Origin of the sequence: Erwinia psychrophila (genome assembly GCF_039023475.1) — a bacterium.
Classification (GTDB): domain Bacteria; phylum Pseudomonadota; class Gammaproteobacteria; order Enterobacterales; family Enterobacteriaceae; genus Erwinia.
The window spans coordinates 749097-769902 of record NZ_JBCHVB010000001.1 but is presented as its reverse complement, the minus strand read 5'-3'; the positions used below and the strand labels follow the sequence as shown (position 1 = coordinate 769902).

The window sequence follows — 20806 nt, the reverse complement described above, 5'->3', positions numbered from 1 at the left end:
ATTCACAGAGGTGGTTTTTATTTGCTATCAAATCTTATTTAATATTCCTTCCGGTCGTTTACTTCATTGCAGTTATCTCTGGTAAAGATGAATTATCTCTTCAGATAATTCTCTCGCCAGCATGGACGTCATTAAATGATCCTGAGCATGTACCATAATTAACGTCATAGGCTGCCTCCCTTCGCCGGCGTCCTGTTCTATCAGTTTTGTCTGCATCTTGTGCGCCTGGCGGGCAAACCCGTCGGCTTCGACCAGCAGGCTTTTGGCGCGGTCGATACTGCCGTCACGGGCTGCCTGTAACGCTTCGAAGCAGAGGCTTCTCGACTGTCCGGCGTTCACGATGATCTCCATCACGGCTTCTTCTAAATCAATCATGATTTTTTACCTCATCAAATCCGTTATTCACCGATGCTGCGGCAAACCATTCACCGCTTTTTTTAACGATGCGCTGCTGGCTGACTAAATCAAGCTGAACGAAGCCATAGCGATTTTTATAACCGTTGCACCATGACCAGTTATCAATAAATGTCCACATGTGATAACCCAGGCAGTTACATCCCTCACTGAGGCCTTTATGCAGCCACTTCAGGTGTTCAGAAACAAATTCGATGCGGTAGTCATCCTCTATTTTCCCGACCTGAACAAACCGCTGTTCATTTTCCACGCCCATACCATTTTCAGAAATAAAGCAGCGGGGGTTGCCGTAATTTTCCCGTAAGTTGGTGAGAATGTCATAAATACCCGGCTCGTAGATTTCCCAGCCGCGATAAGGATTCATTTTGCGGCCCGGCATCTCGTAGTTTTGAAAAAACCATTCGGGCATAAAGGGCGATTCAGGATTCACGGCACTGTCGCGACATTTCACCCGGCGCGGCTGGTAATAGTTAACGCCCAGCAGGTCGATTTTCCCTTCGGCGATCAGTGCCGCATCGCCGGGAAGGCATTCGGGAAGCTGCTCGTGGCTTTCCAGCAGGGCAACCAGATCCTGCGGGTATTCGCCACGTAAAACCGGATCGAGGAAGCTGCGGTTAAACAGCAGATCGGCATGATGGGCGGCGGCAAGATCTGCCGGCTGCTGCGAGCGCGGGTAGGATGGCGTCAGGTTAAGAACGATGCCGATTTCACCCTGATAATCCCCGGTGCGGAAGGCCTGCACGGCGGAAGCGTGCGCCAGCACCGTGTGATAAGCCACCGTCGCCGCCCGCTTGAAGTCAACGACGTTCGGGTAATGAAAATCATAGAGATAGCCGCCTTCAACCGGCACAATGGGCTCATTGAACGTGAACCAGTGCGATACCCGATCGCCAAAAAGCGCAAAACAGACCTCGGCATAGCGGCGGAACGCGGTAACAACTTCCCGGTTTTCCCAGCCGCCTTTTTCCTGCATTGCCATCGGCATATCAAAGTGAAACAGAGTGATAAATGGCGTCACGCCCTGCGCCAGCAGTTCATCAATGACGTTGTTGTAAAAGGTCACCGCTTCAGGATTAACTTCACCGCTGCCGTCCGGAATCAGACGCGACCAGCTGAGCGAGGTGCGAAAACTGTTGTGGTTCAGCTTTTTCAGCAGCGCGATATCCTCACGCCAGTGCTGATAAAACCCGGAGGTCTGCGCCGGCCCGATCTGCTGATGAAAGCGCCAGGGCTGTTGGGCGTACCAGATATCCCAGGTGGTGGCGCTCTTTCCGCCGCCCAGGCTTTCACCCTCGGTCTGTAATGCGGAGCTGGCGCTGCCCCACCAGAAATTTTCAGGAAAGCTGTATTTCATCGTTCTTATCTCCGGAGTCATCAGTTACTGCCGACGGTTTCAGCCTGCGGCATGCTGCTTTGCGCTTTTTCCTCTTCGGTTTTCAGCACTGAACGTTCATAGGCGCGCAGGAACGGCAGGTACATCAGCGCCGACATCGCCATACAAACCAGACACATCACCAGCGGGCTTATCGCCCAGTTGGCCGCCCACGACGCGCCTAAAGGTGCTGGCGTGGTCCATGGCGTGAGGGAAACAACCTGTGCCAGCCAACCCAGTTTGGTTGCGGTGTAGGCGAGCACGGCGTTGACCATTGGTACGCAGACGAACGGGATAAACAGCATCGGGTTCATGATTATTGGCGCGCCAAACAGGATAGGTTCATTGATGTTAAAGAAACTGGGCACGATGCCTAACTTACCAATGGTGCGCAGATGGGTGAGGCGGCTACGCAGTAGCAGGAAGGCCAGCGGCAGCGTTGAACCCACGCCACCGATAAGCAGATAGTGATCCCAGAAACCCTGCAGATAAATGTGAGGAAGGACGTTTCCAGCCGCCAGTGCCGCCTGATTAGCCGACAGATTGGCCATCCAGAACGGATTCATGATGCCGGTCACGATCAATGCCCCATGGATACCGGCAAACCAGAATATCTGACACAGCAGTACCGAGAGCAGAATGGCAGGCAGGGAGTCGGATGCCGACACCAGCGGCTCCAGCAGGTGCATAATCGCCTGGGGAATGATCATGCCGGTCTGCGCTTCAATAAATAAGTTAAGCGGATGCAGCGTGGCCATAATCACCATTACAGGGATCAGGATTTCAAAGGAACGGGCAACGCCTGTCGGAACTTCTTTAGGCAGGCGGATAGTAATATTGTTTTGCTTCAGCCACGCATAGACGCGCGTTGAGTAGATGGCGGTAATCAGGGCCGTGAAGATCCCCTGACCGGAAAGATATTGCGTGGAGATCGTGTTGTCGGCATAGGGCGCCGCAACCAGCAGAAACGCCATAAACGCCAGCAGGCCGGACATCACAGGATCGAGTGAAAACTGGCGGCCCAGGCTGGCACCAACGCCGACAGAGATAAAAAAGGTCATCACGCCCATGCTCAGATTGAAAGGCAGCATCAGCTGTTCGCGATAGGTGGTGGAAAAATCCAGCCAGGCGCGGGCAAAGCCGTTGGTCGTGGTTTCAGCAAAAGGGGGAAAGATGAACACCAGCATAAAGGAGCCGATGATCATAAAGGGCAGGGCGGCGGTAAACCCATCCCTGATGGCGATAACATATTTCTGTTGCCCGAGACGTCCGGCCAGCGGCGTAATCGATTGCTCGATGACCGCAATCATAGACTGATATAACGTACTCATAAGCGCACCTTTTTAGTTAGTCGCGTTGATCAGCGACAGAGCGTAGTCCAGAACCTTGTCACCGCGTTGCATGCCGTAGTCCATCATATCGATGGGCTGCACGGGAATGCCCTGTGGTGCCGCTTTTTCTGACAGGGTTTTCAGCATGTACTTCACCTGGGGTCCGAGCAGGACGACCTGATAGCGGGGAAACTGCTCGTCAAATTCGGCAATCCCATAAGCCTCAATTTCCACCGGCTGACCGCGCTCCTCAGCCACTTCTTTCATTTTCCGTACCAGCATGCTGGTAGACATTCCCGCCGAACAACACAACATAATTTTAAACATCGACTGCCATCCTCAGAACGTAACGACTTTGTGTAACGGCGATTGGATATCATATGGAAACCGGTTTCCATAAAGAGTGTAAAGAAGTGTGATAGCTATCAATATCTACCTCTGAATGGCTGTTTTTCTTAGAGAGAGGTCACATAATTCTGGCGGTTATGGACAGTATGAGCGTCCACATGGAAAATAAGTTTCCATGACTGAGGGAAATGGCTATACTTCGTGCAGGAATATGCGCGCTGAATGCGGTGTTAATTTTCAGACTTTACTCAGGGGTTACGGAGAAAAAGATGGCGACAATCAACGATGTATCGCGTCTGGCTGGCGTTTCCAAGGCCACGGTGTCGCGGGTGTTGAGTGGTTCACGCGGCGTGAAGGAAGCCAGCCGTCTTGCCGTATTAAAAGCCGCTGAGGAGCTGAAATACCGGCCTAACGTTATCGCGCAATCTCTTTACAGTCAGTCAACCAACTGTATCGGCGTTATCTGCGCGCAGGAGAACGTTAACCAGACCACCGCCTATCTCTATGCGCTGGAAAAGCAGCTGAGCCAGCATCAAAAGCATCTGTTACTACGCTTCGCCCACACGAAAGCGGAGATTATGAATGCGCTCGATGAGCTGAACTGTGGACTCTGTGATGACGTATTGATCATTGGCGCCCGGTTTCCGCTGAATATTGAGGATGACAACGTTATCCTGATCAACTGCACGGAAACGGAATCGCCCAACAGTATCCAGTACGATCACGCTTTTGCTGCTGAGACTGCCTGTAATTTCCTGATTAACAACGGGAAAAGGCAAATCGCCCTGATTCATCCGGACACCGCCGGGGCTGCCGACCGGGTGCTGTTGGGCTATAAGCTCGCGCTGGAAAATAACTTCCTGCCTTTTAATCGTAATCTCGTCTTTATGGATTCACTCTCAACATCCGTGGCGCTGCAGGTTTTGCTGAACAATGCCAGCACGGTGAATTTTAACGCGCTGCTGGTGGCAAACGAGCAGGAGGCGCAAAACGCCATTTCTCAGCTGCAGGCATTCAATAAGACCGTACCTGGCGACATCATGGTCTTCAGCCTGGCAGGCTCGCTCGATCTGCCCGGTGTTCCCACCATTCCGGCGATTGAATACTCTATGGATGTCATGGCGTCACAGATCGTCAGCTGGCTGACTGAAAAAACCCAGCATATGCTGGGTGCTTCTGTGCTGCGCGGCGATTTGATTATTCCGGATATGCGCAAGCGCTAGGTCTTTGCTGAACTCTGAACGGCAGTGACGGCCAGGCTGACAGCGGCGCTGCGCCTGAGGTTTACGGAGAGGGGGGCTTAGCCAGCTGAGGTTATGCGCAGTGAGCGCTGGCACCATTGCCTTTCCCGGGCGGGAATGGCAGGGTGGCCGGCAGGCTTAATCACCTGCCCGATCGTGCTGTTTATTCATAAAATCGGCGATGCAGGCGTCGACGAGTTTCTCAACGGCCTCGCTGCGGTTAAGATCTAACCGGTAAGCCATGCGGTCGATTTTTCGGATCACCGACATTCTGAGAGAAAGAGAAACCGCTTTTTTCTTTTCCTTATCCAGAAAAACCATGCTGCCATGCGCCGCCGCCTGATCGCCGATATTCTGCTGCGCCGTCAGGGCATCGCGCATTCTGCGGATTACCTTCGGGGTCAGCGATCCTTTGTCCGTCATGGTGAAGCTGTGATTCGCTTTGGTATAGCGAATTTCGACTGAGTACGTTTCCCGCAACTCCTTCAGATCGCGCGTAAGAGTGGGGTCCGAACACTGTAACCCGGTAATCATTTTCTCTTTGCCCACCGGCTTGCCCGGGCTTAACATCACGGCCAGCGTGAACTGCCGTGTTTGCTTACTATTCAGTAACATATACCCACACCACCAGAAGAACAGAAGCCGCTATTGCCGTGCAACAATGAGAACGTTATCCATGTCGGTTGTCGTTCTTACACCCATATATTTCGCGCGTTCAAGGATCGCTGCGGCCCACATGCTGTGCGTTGCGGGCTCACACATTGCACCCTGCAACTTAAATACAGCCTTAACGGATGAGAGAATGTGTATGGCATCTTCATAATCATCAGGTTCCACCCTAAGCGCATGATAAATATCATCCAGCTGCCCGGGATGGATCGCCGTTTTACCCACCAGCCCGTGTGCCACATCCAGCTCCAGCTCCCTTTTCAGGATGGCCGGGTTATCAATCAGTTCACAAACGGGCGCGGTAAGATAAAAACCTCTCGGGCTGAAGACGGAGACCAGCATTTTAATCACGTACCCCAGAGGACCATCGTAGAGCGTCATACTGCGCGGGCGGCGCATACCGATCACGCTCATCAAATCGTTCCCGCCGATCCTTAATGCGAGGATGCGATCGCGGCAGGGATGCGCCACCAGCGTTTCGGCCAGTTCGGTCATCATTCTGACGTCATAAACCTCACTGGTTTCCAGCGTCGGCATAAGTAGCAGGCTGGTAGGGCTCAGCACCTGCCACCACTCGTCAAGGCTCGCCTGGGTAAACTTGGCCAGCACAAATCCATCGATGGCCGAAAGGTCATCGGCGGCGATAAGTTCGCGCGCCATCTGCACGTTGCGCGGGCGGATAAAAACGAGCGGCCACTCCCCGCCATTGCCGTTGCGTTTCTCTTCGGCCATTACGTGGAGCAGCGTTCTCAGTTTCTGAAGCGCCAGCGGCACATCGCGATCGGTGACCGCATCCTCCAGGCAGATCACCAGCGAGCGTAAGCCAGCGATTTTGCCGTGCAGAATCACCTCTGCGATATCATCGCGCAGGGCCGGCATATAGAGCGTTCCACCCAGCATAAAAGGTGAAATTGGTTGCTTCATATCACACCACCTTCCTGATGATTGTCACTGCGCTGTACTGACCGATCGCGGTACCGACCTCCTGCACCGGGATGCCTTTCTGCGCCGCCAGATGGATTAATAGCGAAACGTTGGCGTCGTTTTTATCTCTTACCAGAATATGCTCAGGAACACGACGCAGTACGGCCCGCGTCGCCTCCGCGATGCCGGGTTTAATGCGGTTAATGCTGCTGACCTGATATTTTTCGCAGAGCGCCTGAACGACCTTCAGGCTGGCGTCTCGCTGGTCATTTTGCTGAGAAGCCAGGGGGATCGCCGCAGGGATCTCATCACTATTAAGATGACGGCGACAGTCGTCCACGGTGTCAGCCAGCTGCTGGCTGCACTCAAACTCCTTCAGGTGATCGCACAGGACGCAGCCATGGAACCCGTTTTCAGCCCAGATCGAGCGGGAAACCAGACCGGAGACGGGCGCGCCCATAATGCCAAAAGGAATAAGCCAGTCATCATCTGAGGCAGCCAGCCATGCGCACCCTGCTGGATCGGCAAGCACAACCAGCCGCGGCGTGTCGCCATAGCCCTGTCGGTGGCGGAGGCTGGCAACCAGCTCGCCGGTAATGGTGCCTTTCCCCGTCCAGCCATCAACAAATACAATACTCTCCGGCCCATGACGTTGTTCAATCCAGGCCAGTGCGGCTGCGTCGATCCCACGATCGCGGATAATACTGATGCCGTAGTGACAGGATGTTATTCCCATATCGCTGAGCGCACGCTGAAGCATCACGCCCAGAGGTACGCCTGCCCGGACAAGGCTGACCAGCACCACAGGCTTGTCGCCAAATTCAGCAGCCAGCCCCTTCGCCAGCATCACTACCTCGCGTGCCATACGCGGCGCGCCGTCATCAAGCGATCTGTAGAATATGTCGAGGTGCTCGGCAGTAGGGGCCGGCTCCTGACTGAGCATCTCCGAATAATGGCGTGCGCCTGACTGGATCAGCCGTTCTTTCTCTTCCACAGGCGTCATTTCGAGCGCTACAGGCTTCAGTAAAAACTGCACATCTGTCGCCCGGTATGCGCCATGGAAAGGTTCTGCGTCTCGCATCGGTTTCTCCTGAAACAGGTTTTCATGGATGGCGCTGGCGAACTGGCTGCGTGAAGGCATCCCGAACCAGGTGCAATGCTGCATAAAGTGGTAATCGCTCAGGCTGTCGCCCAGGCCAAGTACAGGAAAAACGCCTCGTTCTGCGCGTAATTTGTCGAGCAGCCATAACACGGCGTGCCCTTTCTGCACGCACGCCGGTAACCAGGCGACATTATTGCCGTTGCGATGGATATAGAAGCCATCCGTAGAGTGGGTTTGCATCATGCGTTCGTTGAACGCATAAAGCTCCTCAATCTGCGTGCTGTCGCGATGCTTCATCACAAAATAGATCGGCTCACCCTCATACTCGGTATTCATCCGGCACCACGCGTTAAGGCCTTCCCGTTCAAGCTGCTCGCTGAAGTGCTGACACAGGAAAAGCAGGCGCGCTTTTACATTCGCCAGCTGCGTGAGCATGATGTCCTGCCAGTCCGGATCTAACGTGCCGTCCGGGCGCGCGATCGCGGCGCCGTGGGTCATCACTTTCCACGAGGTGAAGGGAATCGCGACGCGGGACGTTTCTTCGGTGCCGCGGGCGGTAACCGGAATGAAATCCGTAGTCTGCAATAACCACGCCACCATTGCCGCCTGTTCCTGATTCATAAAGCTGCGGGGCTCGTTGCTCCGGTCGAAAGCGCCTACCTGAACCGGGATTTCACCCAGTTCGTCCGTCATTTTCCGGCGAGTCTGAAAAAGCGTGTCATCCAGGTCGCACAGTACCGTCGGCTTATTCATAGCTGATAACCTCGACCCGGGGGGCCACAGACTGCTGTAATGCCTCAAGCAGAGTATGGCAAACCGATTCTGGCGCGGTTTCCACACAGATAATTATGCGATCAAACTGCTGATGGGCAACGTTATAGACAAAATTAGGAATACCCAGGCCGTAGTTATCGCTGAAGGCGAGGGTGGACTGAATCGCATGCCCCGGTGCGATGGGCGAGCGGGTCAGGGAACTGAACTTCACTTCTGCACCTTCTTGCTCCAGTCGCTCTGCCAGTAAGAAGGGCTGCCAGACAAACTCCCCCGATCCCAGCACCAGAATCCGCTCCCCGGCGAAGTCAACAGGAGGCGTGGTGAGATTGCATGACGTTTCATCCATTCCCAGGCGTCCCCAGTCCTGCCGCTGTGACACCGGCCAGCTGCCTCGCGCGGTGACATTTACCGAAGGCATTTCCGGGACGGGCGCGTCTGGGCGCGGCGCCCATGCCCAGCGTCCGTTGACCAGTGAGACAATGTCAACCGGCAGCGGAGAGTTTTGCTGAAGCGCGTCGCCGCTCCAGTCTGTCAGGGTCACGGTCACTACGCGTTCAATCTGCGTCAGTCCGGCACTGCGTAGCGCCTGCAGCAGGTTGATGAAGGTATTCCCCGTCGTGGCTTCGTCGTCGATTAACACCAGGGTCCGTGCAGTGAGCGCCCGCTGGCGTAACTGAGGATCCTGCGGTTGATAAATCAGGTGATCGGTGGCATGACTGTGATTTTCTTTAAACTCACAGAGCAGTTCGCCATCAACCGGATGGCGCGTGCTGGTGATAAAAACCGGTTCCGCAATGTGCTGGCGTGCTGCACGGAAAATGCCCGCAGCCATTCCCACAGCGGTTTCAGCCATGCCGATAAAAAGCACCGGTCCCGGCAGGACCTCGGGGATCTGCTCCGCCAACTGCACGTAAGTCTCCTGCATCGTTGACGGGCTCACCGGAATATGACGACCCAGCACTTTGCTGACAAAGAGAAACGCCCGCTTTGGATTTTTGCGCTCTGCGATGTCAAAGAGCGTCTCCAGAGGGAGATCGGAGGCGGTGGTAACGCTCAGCGTGCCGCCGGATAATTCACGCTGATAGAGCTGTTGGGATTGTGGCATAGTTTAATTAACCTGAGATAAAGAAGGTGCAGCATAAGTAAGCAAGGTCGGAAGCGCTGAGGGCACGGGCTGAACGGCGTGTGTCGGCTTAACGGTAAGTTCCCGGAACCTATGGGAAGCCGCAGCCATGGCTGACTCGTCCGCCAGCCCAAGCTGCCGCAGGGCGAAAAGCCCCGGCAGGTTAACGCCGCTGTGCAGCGTATATCCCACGCCGCCTGAAGGCCGCAGATTTGTCTCCAGCAGATAGGGCTTACCATCTGTAAAATGGCGGGTCTGGACGTTAATCAGTCCGTCCGCCTTCATCACTTCCGCACAGGCGATCGCGAGTTCATACGCTTCGCCGCTCTGCTCCAGTACCTGCCCTTCGCTGGTTTTGCAACGTGAGACCGCCGCCAGGACCTTTCCCCTCTCAACGACCATATCCACCGATCGCTCAGGGCCTGGCAGCCAGGGCATAAACAGCATCGGCGGGCTGGCCGTTCCGGCACTTTCCGCCTCTTTCAGCGCATGGAGATAGGTATCGGGATGCACCCGACGCCGGTCAGTTTGCTGGAAGCAGGCCATCATGGGCGCATTTTTATCCAGCATCCAGAATCCCATACCATAGATGCCCTGAACGGGTTTAATGCAGGGCAGCACGTCTGCTGTTGCATCCTGAGCATAATGATCGTGCAGCAGGCAGGCCAGCTCGTCCGCAGTGCTGAAGACTTTTGCTGCAACAACGGGCAATCCGTGCCGCTTCATATGCTGGCTAAACGCATATTTATCATCAGCAAGCTCGAAGGTGGCGTGGTCAAGCGCACCGGTCGTCAGCCTGACGCCCAGGCTTTCAATGACTTTGCGGTTTTCTTCAAACCAGACGTAATTTTTGCCGGTATGGATAGCGCGGACAGACTGTGCGTCCACGACATGGCGAATAAACGCCAGACGCGCTTCATCAGCGGCGGGTTCAAGGTAGGCGTAGTCAGCCTCACCCAGGATTTCTAAACGTGGCTGGCGATGGGACGCAATAATGCGGAAATCCGCATCTGCCGCCGCGCGGGCTTGTTGCACCGCGGTCAGAATGTCCCGCTGACACGACAGGCCTTCCATAAACCAGATTGCTGAACCCATTTGATCCCCGCTTGGTGATGTCGATTTTTAAATAGCAAACCAGTGTAAGTGCGCGCCACGCGCTATGTCAATCATATTATGATAAACTCATCGCTATTGGAATTTATGTAAAGTTAAGCAAGTTAATTTAAAGCTAATGATTCAGGTAACTAATAAAAAATATATATTTATCATTAGGTTATTATAATTTACAAATCATAAGATGATTGAATACTTGAAGATTAAGGTTCACATGTTATGATTTGGATGTTTCGGGCTTGATGCTCACCTTACACAGCGACTGTGCAACTCAACATTAAGGATTTACGATGGTCTCTTTGCGCAAGAATCAGACAATTTCTCTGGCTAAACAAAGTAGCGCCCTCTCTCAGATTCAGTTCGGTTTGGGCTGGGACCCGATCAAGAAAAAAGGAGGCTTTCTGGGGGGGTTGTTCGGTGGTGGCAAGGACAGCATCGATCTCGACGCGAGTTGCGTACTGCTTGATGCGCAGGGCGGGGTGATTGATACCGTCTCTTTCCGCCAGCTTAAGTCGAAAGATGGTGCCATCGTGCATACCGGTGACAACCTGACCGGTGAGGGCGACGGCGATGATGAAGTGATCAAGGCCGACCTCAGCCGCCTGTCGCCAAATGTTGAATTTCTGGCGCTGACTGTAAACAGTTTCCGTGGGCAAACCTTCAATGAAGTGGACAACGCCTTCTGCCGGGTACTGGATCAGACCTCGAAAGAGCTGGGCCGGTTTCAGCTGACCGAGCAGGGCTCACACACGGGCGTTCTGATCGCCTCACTGCGCCGTAGCGGTGGCGAGTGGAACTTCACCGCCCACGGGCTCGCCTGCACGGGACGTACTGTAGAAGATATGATTGGCCAAATCGTGGCTGCGGTGGTGGTCTGATGAAACTGTCGCCAGGGGGGAACGCCCCGATCCAGAATCAGCCAGTGACGGTTCGCGTTGTCTCCAGCGCGCCGGTCGACGTCTCTTCATTCCGCCTTTATGACGGCGGCAAGGTCCGCGGCGATGCGGATATGATTTTTTATGGTCAGCCGGAAAACGATGACAAAACGGTGCGTTATTCGGCAACCGGTAACGATGCCCTGTTCGCGGTGAATCTGCCCGCGTTAAGCGGTGACGTCCAGAAAATTGCCTTCAGCGCCACCTGTGAAGGCAGCCAGCTTATTTCCAGTCTGAATAAACTCACTATTCAGATTGAAGTTAACGGCGCGGTGCAGCTGCTGGGCGAAGTGGAAACCGCCGGACGGCAAGAGGCGGCATTAATCCTTGGGGAGCTTTACCGCCGGAACGGTGAGTGGAAATTCCGCTTTATCTCCCAGGGATTTAATGGCGGCTTACAGCCTCTTGCGGAACACTTCGGCGTGGAGATTGCGGATAATCCCGCTCCCGCACCGGCTGCTCCGCCCGCCCCCAAAGTGAACCTGAGTAAAGTTTCCCTGACCAAGGAGAAACCTACGATCAGCCTGGAAAAACGCGCTGATTTTGGCGAGATCCGGGTCAACCTGAACTGGAATCAGAGCACGCAAAAGGCCAGCTTCTTAAAAAGCGCCTTTGGCGGGAATAAAGGCATCGATCTGGACCTTGGCGCCTTCGTCAGGCTTCAGGATGGACACTCTACCGTCGTGCAGGCGCTGGGAAATATGTTCGGCGATCTCACCAGAGAGCCCTACGTTCAGTTACAGGGTGATGATCGTACCGGCTCACTTTCTACGGGCGAATGGCTGCATATCAATGGCAAGCAGTGGAAAGAGATTAAAGAAGTGCTGATCTACGCCTATATCTACGAGGGCGCGGCCAGCTGGGAAAAAACCGACGGCATGGTGACCGTTCACGTTCCGGGGCAGCCGCCGATAGAAAGCTTCATGAACGAAGGGGACAACAAGCGCAACATGTGCGCTATTGCCCGCCTGGTGAATGAGGGTGGGGCAATAAACGTGGAACGGGTGAACCGCTTTTTCTCGGGTCACTCCGATATGGACAAAGCGTTTGGCTGGGGTTTCCGCTGGAAAGCGGGTTCAAAATAGGCAGGAGTGAAAAATGAGTTTTTTTAATAAAGTGATGGGCGCAGTCAAATCGGGTCGTGAAGAGTTAAGCAAGCAGGTGGGGCGCTTTAAAAACCGCACTTTCCTTGAAGGGACTATTGCCGTGTGCGCCCGTATCGCGATTGCCAGCAATGGCGTGAGCGCCGAAGAGAAACAGAAAATGATCGGTTTTCTGCGCAACTCTCCCGAACTCAGCGTATTCGACAATGAAGAAGTGATCGCTGTTTTTGAGAAAATGGTGAAGAGTTACGATTTCGATTTTGAAATCGGCAAAGGCGAAACCATGAAATATATTCTGGCGCTGAAAAACAAGCCAGAACAGGCGCAGCTTGCTGTACGCGTTGGTATTGCTATCGCCAAAAGCGATGGTGATTTCGATGATAATGAAAAAAAATCCGTGCGCGAGATTATCGCTGCGCTGGGTTTGCAGGCGCAAGATTTCGATCTTTAACTGAAACATAATAATAAACATTAACAATATCGAAGGGTAAATTCATGGAGTCCACACACATCGGCTTCCCGATTGAGACAGTAGCCGTTTTTATACTGCTCTCCGTCGGCGCGATTATTATTGACCTGTTCATGCACCGGGGAGATCAACCTATCTCTCTGAAAAGCGCCTCTTTGTGGTCCGTTTTCTGGATCGCCATGGCGATGGCATTCGCAGGCTTCCTGTACGTTCACCACGGCGCTGAGGTGGCAAGCCTCTTTATCACCGGCTATGCGCTTGAGAAAGTGCTTTCCGTCGATAACCTGTTCGTGATGATGGCGATCTTTTCCTGGTTCGCTATTCCCGATCGCTTCCGCCACCGCGTGCTTTACTGGGGGATCATCGGCGCTATCGTTTTCCGCGGCATCTTTGTGGCGATCGGCACAAGCCTGCTGGCGCTGGGTCCATGGGTTGAGGTGGTCTTTGCCTTAATTGTGGCCTGGACGGCTGTAATGATGCTGAAAAGCGGTGACGATGACGATGAGATCGAGGACTACTCACAGCATATTGCGTACCGTATGGTAAAACGCTTCTTCCCAATCTGGCCGAAACTGCGCGGCAACGCGTTCGTACTCAGCCAGAAAGAGGTGGACGACGAGCTGGCTAAGCCTGAAAACGCAGACGTTAAGATTGGTCGCGTGACGAAAGCAGCACGCTACGCCACGCCAATGCTTCTCTGTCTGGCGGTCGTTGAGCTGTCGGACGTGATGTTTGCTTTTGACTCCGTGCCAGCGGTCATTGCCGTCAGCCGTGAACCGCTGATTGTTTACAGTGCAATGATGTTTGCTATTCTGGGCCTGCGTACACTCTATTTTGTGCTCGAAGCGCTGAAGCAGTATCTGGTGCATCTGGAAAAAGCGGTAATTGTCCTGCTGTTCTTTATTGCGGCGAAGCTGGGATTGAATGCGACCGACCACTTCTTCCATCACGGCATTTCGATTGATGCGATGACAAGCCTGTTTGTGGTTATCGGCGTGCTGGCGGTGGGTATTGTTGCCAGCCTGATCTTCCCGGGTAAAGAAGCGAAATCGTAACCGGCAGAACGACCCGCAACACCCGAATTAAATACAAGTGAATTGAGGATATCTGATATGGCAGTAACACTCTCGAAGGGCGGTAATGTTTCACTGGCTAAAGCCGATCCGACCATGAAAAATGTGTTAATTGGTCTCGGTTGGGATGACCGTTCAACAGACGGACAGGATTTCGACCTCGATGCCTCGGCGTTCCTGTTAAAAGCGGATGGCAAAGTACGCAGTGATGCGGACTTCATTTTCTACAACAACCTGAAAAGCGCCGACGGTTCCGTGGCGCATACGGGCGATAACCGGACGGGTGAAGGTGACGGCGATGACGAATCGCTGATTGTGAAACTCGACGCTATCGCCAGTGACGTCGATAAAATTGTCTTTGTTGTCACTATTCATGATGCGCAGACGCGCCGTCAGAGTTTTGGCCAGGTGGCGAATGCGTTTATCCGCCTGGTCAATAATGACAGCAAATCTGAAGTGGCGCGTTATGACCTCTCTGAAGATGCCAGCACCGAAACCGCAATGCTGTTCGGGGAGCTCTATCGTCACAATGGCGAGTGGAAATTCCGTGCGGTGGGGCAGGGTTATGCGGGCGGGCTGGCGTCCGTATGCGCCCAGTATGGCGTTAATGCTTCCTGATCGTTGTTAAAAACAGTTTTCTTAGCCCGCGGCCACGGCGGACGGGCTTACCACTCTTAAAGTAAGGACAGAAATCATGGCTGTATCTCTTGTTAAAGGCGGTAACGTTTCACTGACCAAAGAAGCGCCAGGAATGACCAAAATCGTTGTCGGTCTGGGCTGGGATGCGCGCGTAACTGATGGCGCAGCGTTCGACCTGGATGCCTCTGTTTTCATGGTGGGTGATGACGGTAAAGTGCTGAACGACAAATCCTTTATCTTCTTCAACAACCCATCAAGCGCGGATGGCTCTGTCGTTCACCAGGGCGATAACCGTACCGGTGAAGGTGATGGTGATGACGAGCAGGTGAAAATCACCCTGTCTGGCGTCCCTGCCGAGGTCAAAAAGCTGGTGTTCGCGGTAACCATCTATGACGCGGAAGCCCGTAAGCAGAACTTCGGCATGGTCAGCAACAGCTATATGCGCGTTGTGAATGAAGACAACAACAGCGAAATCGCCCGCTTCGATCTCTCCGAAGATGCCAGCACCGAAACCGCGATGATCTTTGGCGAACTCTATCGTCACAACGAAGAGTGGAAGTTCAAAGCTATCGGTCAGGGCTTTGCCGGCGGCCTTTCTGCACTGGCTTCGCAGCACGGCGTTTCAGTCTGATCGTTTCAGCCTGATATCTGCTCCCGCAAACCCTGTCTCCGGACAGGGTTTTTTTTATCTCAACAAGATTGATCAAAGAGAAGATCCGCGAGTCGGCCATGCTGTCTGTTTTCTTCAAGTTTGTTGGGCTGGGCGGCAGTAATTACGGGATCCTTGAGAAATTAGATACGCTCACCGACAGATTGATCGATAACACGCACTTCTTCCCTGTTGATAATTTTAATCAGATTACCGATGATAAATTGTACGATTTGCTTTTAACGGAATTCAGGGAATGGCTTGATGAAGCGAAGGCGAAACGGATTATCCGATAACTAAAACCGGACAAACCGGTTTTAATTATTGCTCAGCTTATCTTTTCCCGGCGCGATTCCCGTGATAATAAAAGACGAAACGCTAAGCGCCCGTCTTTTACTGATATTCAACATCACAGGAAATGGGCGGCCAGTTTCATCAGTTCGTTTAAGATCAAATAACAGAAGGCGCCATAAGCAGCCGCAAGGGGAAATGCCATCGTGGTGAAATCCAGCGTCGCAAGCAGGCGCCAGGGGCTGGTGAGCAACCTTGCCACAGCGATGCCCGGACGCCGGAGGCCGGGAACGTTTTTCGGCCAGATCGCCCAGAGTACCAGCCATTCAATCAGCGCCAGAAACAGCGGGACCAGCCCGGAAAAGCCTTCGCCCTTTGAGGGCATACTGCTTATCAGAATAAACAGTACTCCGATAAACAGACCGCACAGCATCAGCAGTGAAAACAGGCATTCCACCCCTAAAAACAGCCCCATCAGCCACTGCCGTCCTTTCAGGCTCATCAGTATCAAATCATTGATGTAAATATAAAAAATGATAAGGCTGCCCGCAATCCATCCCAGCTCAGGGCCCTGCGGGGGGGCTGGCCACACGTAATGCAGAACTGTTCCCCAAAATAGCAGGAGAAACATTCCCTGCCAGCTCAGCGCATACTGGGGCTTACTGATAAATTCGAGTACGGCAGGGTTCAGGCGTTCCACCAGTTCAGGAAAAGTGGCATAAAGCTTATTCCTCTGCTGCGTCATTTCGGCGATCAGTCCCGGTATCAGACGAACCCAGAACGGGCAGACATTCCGCTCACTGCACAGCAGCTTCAGCGCCGTACGGTTTAACAGATTGCCATGCGTTTTTTCCAGTGCCACTTTTTTCCAGGCCTGTTCACGTTCGGTCGCCCGGATCTGCTGATAAAGCGCATATTGCAAATGCTGGGGCACCAGATAGCTGCTGCTGTACTGGTCAAGCCCCCAGCCCAGCCGATCGCTGACCTGTTCCAGTAACCATTCCGTCAGGTCAGGCTGTTCTGCCAGCTTCGCTGCCACATCCTGATGAAACTGCTGCTGTTGCTGTAGCGTGCCCTTATGGGTCACCTCCTGGTAGAATGAAGCCAGCGCGTTGAGGCCTTGCATTGCGTTTTCAAGCAGCCCGGAGACATGTTCCTCTACCTCTTCAGACGTATAAAGCGGGCTTGATGAGAGTTCAAATTCAGCAGGGTCAAAATGACTTTCAGTTACCTTAATACCGGATAAATATCCCCCATTCTTAAGCGCGATCTCCACGGCTTCCGGGGTCTCCACAACTTCTGAGGTGTTCACGGCTTCCGCTTCATCCTCCTCCCCGACGTGCTGATACCTGGCCATTTCCTTCACCAGTTCAAAAGCTTCGCGAAGTTGCTGATACCCTTCAGGATCGCTGTCCGGGCGATGCTGCTTCAGCTGCCGTGCGTAAGCGCGACGGATCAGCGCCTCATCAGACGTGGGGTCAATGCCCAGAATTTGCCAGCTGTTCATTGTGGCGCCTTCTCATCAAACTGCGCCAGCGCGTCCTGAACTTTCTGGCGCACATCAGCAATACGGCGTTCATCCTGGCTGGCAAGAGCCTGTTCGAAAGCGCTCATTACGTTATCGATCCAGGCACGCTCTTCGCCAAGAAAGAACTCATACAGGCGCGAGCCGCGAAGCAGCAAGTCGCGGTTTTCCGGGCGATCGCGGGGATGACGTTTCAGATCGTTCAGCTTTTGCAGGCTCTGCTCAATTTGCTGCGCACTCATCTGGCCTGGCACCTTTTCAATCACCAGGCGGGCGGTAACCGGGCTGTCGGTATGCTGGCAGGTCACCTCGAGCAATCCATCGAGCGTATAGGTAAAACGGACATCCAGTGAAACTTCACCGGCAGGGCGGGGAGGCACATCAATGCTCATTTCACCAAGATAGACGTTATCCTTCACCCGGCGCCCCTCTCCCTGATAAATCTTAAGCAGGACTGACATCTGATTATCGGCGACGGTGCTGACTGTTTTACTTTTACTCACCGGCAGCCAGGTATTGCGCTCAATCAGGGGCAGAAAATAGCCGTCTTCGAGTTTGCCATAACTCTCTTTTACGGTTTCCATGCCCAGAGAAAAGGGCATCACATCGGTCAGGATAATATCTTCGACCGCCGAGCCTTCCATAATCATGCCAGCCTGCACGCCGGCACCGAGCGCGACCGCTTCATCGGGATGAAGGTCATAGCGGGGGAAGCGGCCAAACAGACGGGCCACCGCCTGCCGGATCAGCGGCATTCGCGTCGCACCGCCGACCAACAGCACGTGATCGAGTTCCTGGAGTGAAAGACGGGCATCGCTTAACGCCTGCATCAGCGGCTGCTGCAAACGGGTGATCAGCGGCTGGCAACAATGAGCAAGCTGTGCTTCATTCATCGTCCAGCGAAAGCGCTCTCCCTGCCATAGCAGCTCAGCACTGGCTTCTGACATACTGCTCAGGGCTCGCTTCAGCTTGTCGGCCTGTTCCAGTAATACCGGTCTGATTGCAGGCAGCGCCGCCTTCAGTTCGGCCTGCTGCGAAAGCATCCACTGACAAATCGCTTCGCTAAAGTCATCTCCACCCAACTGGACATCGCCGCTGCTGGCGCGCACTTCGACAACCCCTTCAAACATATCAATAACGGAGACGTCGAACGTGCCGCCGCCTAAATCGAACGTCAGGTATTTTTGCTCACGATTTTCCAGCAGGCCAAAAGCCAGCGAGGCGGCGGTCGGTTCATTTAACAGGCGCAGCACATTCAGACCCGCCAGTTTTCCGGCCGTTTTCACCGCACGACGCTGAACGTCATTGAAGTAAGCGGGTACGGTAATCACCGCATCACTGACCGCTTCGCCAAGCCAGTGCTCCGCATCCTCTTTCAGCTGGCGCAGTACCATGGCGGAAAGCTCTTCCGCGCGAAAAGAGTCTTTCCCCAGCTTCAGGGTTGCCTCGGTGCCCATATAACGCTTGAAGCTGGCCTGGGTGAGGTGGGGATAAGCGCTGAGCCGTTCGTGCGCCGCCTGGCCAACAATGATATTGCCTTCATCATTCAGCCCGACCACTGAGGGGGTTAGCAGAGCACCAGATTTATTGGGGATCAGCTGCGATTTGTCATCGTGCCAGAGGGCCACCGCGCTGTTTGTAGTTCCAAGATCGATTCCTAATATCTGCCTGGCTGGCATACATGCTCCCTGTGAAGGCAATTATGATCGTATCAGCCCGGCATCATTCAGGCTGATACGATCGCTGTGGGTAGAACGAGTAATTTGTTTAATCTGTTTATCGTCGCGTCGGGTCATATCTTTAGTAGATTACATGCGGTTTATACGCAGCAGCGGTTGGTTGTGAACCCTGGAATAGCTGAGGCGTACAGGTAAAAAATTTGCTGCCAGACAAAACATATCGGCTTGTTACACGTTTTGGTCTTGATTGCTTTAAGCGTTATTTTAGCCACAGGAAAAGCCCGGGGAATCATGTATATGCCGCCGATTGACTGTTTTTACTGCGCTTTTGATACGGGATGTGAAATTTTCGTTAAGGCAATTTTCTGCGGCTGATGGGGGGTTAGTCGGGGGGGCGATAAGTGAGATTCTATCTGTAAAGCAAATCAATCGTTAAAGGCAGGGGGATCTTAAGGGGGCACAGCAATAAAGCGCCTTGCTCTTATCTGCTCATCTTACCTCGCTGCGAGAAACTGGTCAGGGCAGATAACTGCTCTGAGCCAGATTCGCCTGCCCGCTGAAAATTCGTTACTATCCGCTTCCTTTCTTTCTCCGGACCGCCTGATGTCGCAGATTATCGATACTTTTATTGCCCCGCCGTGCCACGACAGCATTGAGATCCGCTATCAGGACGATCACCTGGTGCTGATCGATAAACCCGCCGGGCTGCTCAGCCTCTCGGGGAAAAATCCGCTAAACCGGGATTCGGTGCATCACCGGCTGGTGCAGATATTCCCCGGCTGTACTCTGGTTCACCGCCTTGACTTCGGGACTTCCGGAGTGATGGTGATTGCCCGTAATAAAGCGATTAATGCCGCTCTCTGTCAGCAGTTCAGCCAGCGTACGGTAACCAAGCTCTACAGTGCGCTGCTCTGCGGGCATCTTGACGATAACGAAGGCGTGATAGACGCTGCAATTGCTAACGACCCGGCGCTGTTCCCGCTAATGTCAATTTGCGCAATCAGCGGAAAGCCCGCCCGCTCCCGCTACCGGGTGGTTGAGCGCCTCTTACATACTCTGGAAGACGGAACGAGAATACCCCTAACGCGGGTAGAGCTTACCCCCGAAACAGGGCGAACCCATCAGCTCCGCATTCACTGCCAGCAGCTAGGTCACCCTATCTGGGGCTGCGATCTGTATGGCGGTCGCCTGCTGCCGGGCACTGAAGGGACGCCACGACTGATGCTCCACGCCAGCGAGCTGCATTTTGTGCATCCCGTTAGCGAAGAGAGGATCAAGGCCCGTAGTGCCTGCCCGTTCTGAAAACAAGACCCTCACTGACAATGCTTCCGGAGAGAAACCAGCATGCTCAGGCTAAGCGTAATTTACTGACTTTGATCGCAAAATCCGCTCTCGCTATAAAGTAATTACCACATCAAATCATCAGGCACTTTGAAATCGGCGTAGGGATCTTCTTCATCCTGCTCTTCCTGACTAAGCACACTGTTTAAGACAATACTGTTGGCGTCGCGCTGCGCGATCTTATCAGCTACGCTCGCGGGGATAACCGCGTACGTATTCTCGCCGCCGTTATCAGCAACCAGACGGGCAATGGCGAGGCGGCCGCTAATCAGCTGAGCCTGAGTGCTCTTATCCACAACGATTTTTTTGATTAAGTTATTGTCTGTGAAGTTAAATGCAATATCGCCTTTTGGAATGGCAATCCTGTTCATTTCAATAAGCTGCTTCACCTGAGCTTTATACTCCTTCGATAAAGCAGCCTGTTTTTGCTGCTCGTTAAGCTGCTTATCGCGCTCAAGCTGGGCTTTTTTATTCTCTTCGACTGCGGCCCTCGCCTCACGAGCCTGAACCCGTGATTTTTTAGCCGTTCGCTGGACCTTATCCATTTTTTTGCTGGACACTAATCCCGCTTTTAGCATCTGCTCTTGTAAGGTAAGTTTTGTCATCTTCGTCTCTGAACCCGTTGCAAAATTTGTGGGATTATACCTGTAATTGTTGAGTCTGTAACAGGGTGGAGGGGCGGATCGCCGTG

The 20806-nt window shown here is 53.5% G+C and carries 20 protein-coding genes and 2 pseudogenes; 9 read left to right on the top strand and 13 right to left on the bottom strand.

Annotated features, from left to right (window positions below; all coding sequences use genetic code 11):
• Positions 1-72: 72 nt before the first annotated feature.
• From AAH446_RS03500 to AAH446_RS03485, 4 genes are read right to left on the bottom strand one after another with little or no spacing between them, the layout of a single operon-like run.
• Complete coding sequence (locus tag AAH446_RS03500; RefSeq protein WP_342905323.1) at positions 73-375, bottom strand: PTS lactose/cellobiose transporter subunit IIA; 303 nt, start codon at positions 373-375, stop codon at positions 73-75.
• On the bottom strand, positions 368-1768 hold the full coding sequence (locus AAH446_RS03495) for a glycoside hydrolase family 1 protein (RefSeq protein ID WP_342905322.1): 1401 nt from the start codon (positions 1766-1768) through the stop codon (positions 368-370). Before AAH446_RS03495 ends, AAH446_RS03500 begins: the two co-directional genes overlap by 8 nt.
• Positions 1769-1788: 20 nt before the next feature.
• Positions 1789-3117, bottom strand: a complete 1329-nt coding sequence (locus AAH446_RS03490) for a PTS sugar transporter subunit IIC (RefSeq protein ID WP_342905321.1) — start codon at positions 3115-3117, stop codon at positions 1789-1791.
• Between the two features lie 12 nt (positions 3118-3129).
• Complete coding sequence (locus tag AAH446_RS03485; protein WP_342905320.1) at positions 3130-3444, bottom strand: PTS sugar transporter subunit IIB; 315 nt, start codon at positions 3442-3444, stop codon at positions 3130-3132.
• A gap of 290 nt (positions 3445-3734) precedes the next feature.
• Between AAH446_RS03485 and AAH446_RS03480 the strand changes: the two genes are divergently transcribed.
• A complete protein-coding gene (locus AAH446_RS03480) occupies positions 3735-4688 on the top strand; it encodes a LacI family DNA-binding transcriptional regulator (RefSeq protein WP_342905319.1) in 954 nt (317 codons plus the stop codon).
• Positions 4689-4844: 156 nt separating this feature from the next.
• Here AAH446_RS03480 and AAH446_RS03475 read toward each other — a convergent pair whose 3' ends face one another.
• The 6 genes and pseudogenes from AAH446_RS03475 to AAH446_RS03450 form a co-directional block, all read right to left on the bottom strand.
• Positions 4845-5321 carry a tellurium resistance protein TerW gene (locus AAH446_RS03475; protein WP_342905318.1) on the bottom strand — a complete coding sequence of 159 codons (477 nt, stop codon included), beginning with the start codon at positions 5319-5321 and terminating at the stop codon, positions 4845-4847.
• A 30-nt stretch (positions 5322-5351) separates the two neighbouring features.
• Positions 5352-6299 (bottom strand): HpcH/HpaI aldolase/citrate lyase family protein, encoded by a 948-nt coding sequence (locus tag AAH446_RS03470; protein ID WP_342905317.1) that lies wholly within the window; start codon positions 6297-6299, stop codon positions 5352-5354.
• 1 nt (position 6300) lies between these two features.
• Positions 6301-7380 (bottom strand): cysteine protease StiP family protein, encoded by a 1080-nt coding sequence (locus AAH446_RS03465; RefSeq protein WP_342905803.1) that lies wholly within the window; start codon positions 7378-7380, stop codon positions 6301-6303.
• 12 nt (positions 7381-7392) lie between these two features.
• Positions 7393-8154, bottom strand: a pseudogene (locus AAH446_RS03460) (hypothetical protein); the annotation flags it as partial.
• Positions 8147-9280 (bottom strand): phosphoribosyltransferase domain-containing protein, encoded by a 1134-nt coding sequence (locus AAH446_RS03455; RefSeq protein ID WP_342905316.1) that lies wholly within the window; start codon positions 9278-9280, stop codon positions 8147-8149. The gene AAH446_RS03455 and the pseudogene AAH446_RS03460, both read right to left, overlap by 8 nt.
• A gap of 3 nt (positions 9281-9283) precedes the next feature.
• On the bottom strand, positions 9284-10393 hold the full coding sequence (locus AAH446_RS03450) for an ATP-grasp domain-containing protein (RefSeq protein ID WP_342905315.1): 1110 nt from the start codon (positions 10391-10393) through the stop codon (positions 9284-9286).
• A gap of 308 nt (positions 10394-10701) precedes the next feature.
• Here AAH446_RS03450 and AAH446_RS03445 point away from each other — a divergent pair, with 308 nt between their 5' ends.
• From AAH446_RS03445 to AAH446_RS03415, 7 genes and pseudogenes are all read left to right on the top strand, one after another.
• Positions 10702-11289, top strand: a complete 588-nt coding sequence (locus tag AAH446_RS03445) for a TerD family protein (RefSeq protein WP_342905314.1) — start codon at positions 10702-10704, stop codon at positions 11287-11289.
• Positions 11289-12431 carry a TerD family protein gene (locus AAH446_RS03440; RefSeq protein WP_342905313.1) on the top strand — a complete coding sequence of 381 codons (1143 nt, stop codon included), beginning with the start codon at positions 11289-11291 and terminating at the stop codon, positions 12429-12431. Before AAH446_RS03445 ends, AAH446_RS03440 begins: the two co-directional genes overlap by 1 nt.
• Positions 12432-12444: 13 nt before the next feature.
• Positions 12445-12900 carry a tellurite resistance TerB family protein gene (locus AAH446_RS03435; protein WP_342905312.1) on the top strand — a complete coding sequence of 152 codons (456 nt, stop codon included), beginning with the start codon at positions 12445-12447 and terminating at the stop codon, positions 12898-12900.
• Between the two features lie 44 nt (positions 12901-12944).
• Complete coding sequence (locus AAH446_RS03430) at positions 12945-13973, top strand: TerC/Alx family metal homeostasis membrane protein (RefSeq protein ID WP_342905311.1); 1029 nt, start codon at positions 12945-12947, stop codon at positions 13971-13973.
• 57 nt (positions 13974-14030) lie between these two features.
• Positions 14031-14609 carry a TerD family protein gene (locus tag AAH446_RS03425; RefSeq protein WP_342905310.1) on the top strand — a complete coding sequence of 193 codons (579 nt, stop codon included), beginning with the start codon at positions 14031-14033 and terminating at the stop codon, positions 14607-14609.
• 76 nt (positions 14610-14685) lie between these two features.
• Positions 14686-15261 carry a TerD family protein gene (locus tag AAH446_RS03420; protein ID WP_342905309.1) on the top strand — a complete coding sequence of 192 codons (576 nt, stop codon included), beginning with the start codon at positions 14686-14688 and terminating at the stop codon, positions 15259-15261.
• Between the two features lie 62 nt (positions 15262-15323).
• Positions 15324-15575: pseudogene (locus AAH446_RS03415) on the top strand (VWA domain-containing protein); the annotation flags it as partial.
• Positions 15576-15688: 113 nt separating this feature from the next.
• On the opposite strand, the gene AAH446_RS03410 reads toward AAH446_RS03415, so the two are convergent.
• Positions 15689-17077, bottom strand: a complete 1389-nt coding sequence (locus AAH446_RS03410) for a J domain-containing protein (protein WP_342905307.1) — start codon at positions 17075-17077, stop codon at positions 15689-15691.
• Positions 17074-18774 (bottom strand): Hsp70 family protein, encoded by a 1701-nt coding sequence (locus tag AAH446_RS03405; protein WP_342905306.1) that lies wholly within the window; start codon positions 18772-18774, stop codon positions 17074-17076. Before AAH446_RS03405 ends, AAH446_RS03410 begins: the two co-directional genes overlap by 4 nt.
• 603 nt (positions 18775-19377) lie before the next feature.
• Here AAH446_RS03405 and AAH446_RS03400 point away from each other — a divergent pair.
• Positions 19378-20076: an RluA family pseudouridine synthase gene (locus AAH446_RS03400; RefSeq protein ID WP_342905305.1), complete on the top strand. Its 699-nt coding sequence runs from the start codon at positions 19378-19380 to the stop codon at positions 20074-20076.
• A gap of 104 nt (positions 20077-20180) precedes the next feature.
• Here AAH446_RS03400 and AAH446_RS03395 read toward each other — a convergent pair whose 3' ends face one another.
• Positions 20181-20720, bottom strand: a complete 540-nt coding sequence (locus AAH446_RS03395) for a DUF2058 domain-containing protein (RefSeq protein WP_342905304.1) — start codon at positions 20718-20720, stop codon at positions 20181-20183.
• Positions 20721-20806: the final 86 nt, after the last annotated feature.

Bases quoted from the DNA above. Each gene is read 5' to 3' on its own strand.
- AAH446_RS03450 (WP_342905315.1), bottom strand. From the start codon at position 10,393: ATGGGTTCAGCAATCTGGTTTATGGAAGGCCTGTCGTGTCAGCGGGAC.
- AAH446_RS03470 (WP_342905317.1), bottom strand. From the start codon at position 6,299: ATGAAGCAACCAATTTCACCTTTTATGCTGGGTGGAACGCTCTATATG.
- AAH446_RS03480 (WP_342905319.1), top strand. From the start codon at position 3,735: ATGGCGACAATCAACGATGTATCGCGTCTGGCTGGCGTTTCCAAGGCC.
- AAH446_RS03395 (WP_342905304.1), bottom strand. From the start codon at position 20,720: ATGACAAAACTTACCTTACAAGAGCAGATGCTAAAAGCGGGATTAGTG.
- AAH446_RS03440 (WP_342905313.1), top strand. From the start codon at position 11,289: ATGAAACTGTCGCCAGGGGGGAACGCCCCGATCCAGAATCAGCCAGTG.
- AAH446_RS03485 (WP_342905320.1), bottom strand. From the start codon at position 3,444: ATGTTTAAAATTATGTTGTGTTGTTCGGCGGGAATGTCTACCAGCATG.
- AAH446_RS03400 (WP_342905305.1), top strand. From the start codon at position 19,378: ATGTCGCAGATTATCGATACTTTTATTGCCCCGCCGTGCCACGACAGC.
- AAH446_RS03445 (WP_342905314.1), top strand. From the start codon at position 10,702: ATGGTCTCTTTGCGCAAGAATCAGACAATTTCTCTGGCTAAACAAAGT.
- AAH446_RS03435 (WP_342905312.1), top strand. From the start codon at position 12,445: ATGAGTTTTTTTAATAAAGTGATGGGCGCAGTCAAATCGGGTCGTGAA.
- AAH446_RS03410 (WP_342905307.1), bottom strand. From the start codon at position 17,077: ATGAACAGCTGGCAAATTCTGGGCATTGACCCCACGTCTGATGAGGCG.
- AAH446_RS03420 (WP_342905309.1), top strand. From the start codon at position 14,686: ATGGCTGTATCTCTTGTTAAAGGCGGTAACGTTTCACTGACCAAAGAA.
- AAH446_RS03465 (WP_342905803.1), bottom strand. From the start codon at position 7,380: ATGCGAGACGCAGAACCTTTCCATGGCGCATACCGGGCGACAGATGTG.
- AAH446_RS03455 (WP_342905316.1), bottom strand. From the start codon at position 9,280: ATGCCACAATCCCAACAGCTCTATCAGCGTGAATTATCCGGCGGCACG.
- AAH446_RS03475 (WP_342905318.1), bottom strand. From the start codon at position 5,321: ATGTTACTGAATAGTAAGCAAACACGGCAGTTCACGCTGGCCGTGATG.
- AAH446_RS03500 (WP_342905323.1), bottom strand. From the start codon at position 375: ATGATTGATTTAGAAGAAGCCGTGATGGAGATCATCGTGAACGCCGGA.
- AAH446_RS03425 (WP_342905310.1), top strand. From the start codon at position 14,031: ATGGCAGTAACACTCTCGAAGGGCGGTAATGTTTCACTGGCTAAAGCC.
- AAH446_RS03490 (WP_342905321.1), bottom strand. From the start codon at position 3,117: ATGAGTACGTTATATCAGTCTATGATTGCGGTCATCGAGCAATCGATT.
- AAH446_RS03405 (WP_342905306.1), bottom strand. From the start codon at position 18,774: ATGCCAGCCAGGCAGATATTAGGAATCGATCTTGGAACTACAAACAGC.
- AAH446_RS03430 (WP_342905311.1), top strand. From the start codon at position 12,945: ATGGAGTCCACACACATCGGCTTCCCGATTGAGACAGTAGCCGTTTTT.
- AAH446_RS03495 (WP_342905322.1), bottom strand. From the start codon at position 1,768: ATGAAATACAGCTTTCCTGAAAATTTCTGGTGGGGCAGCGCCAGCTCC.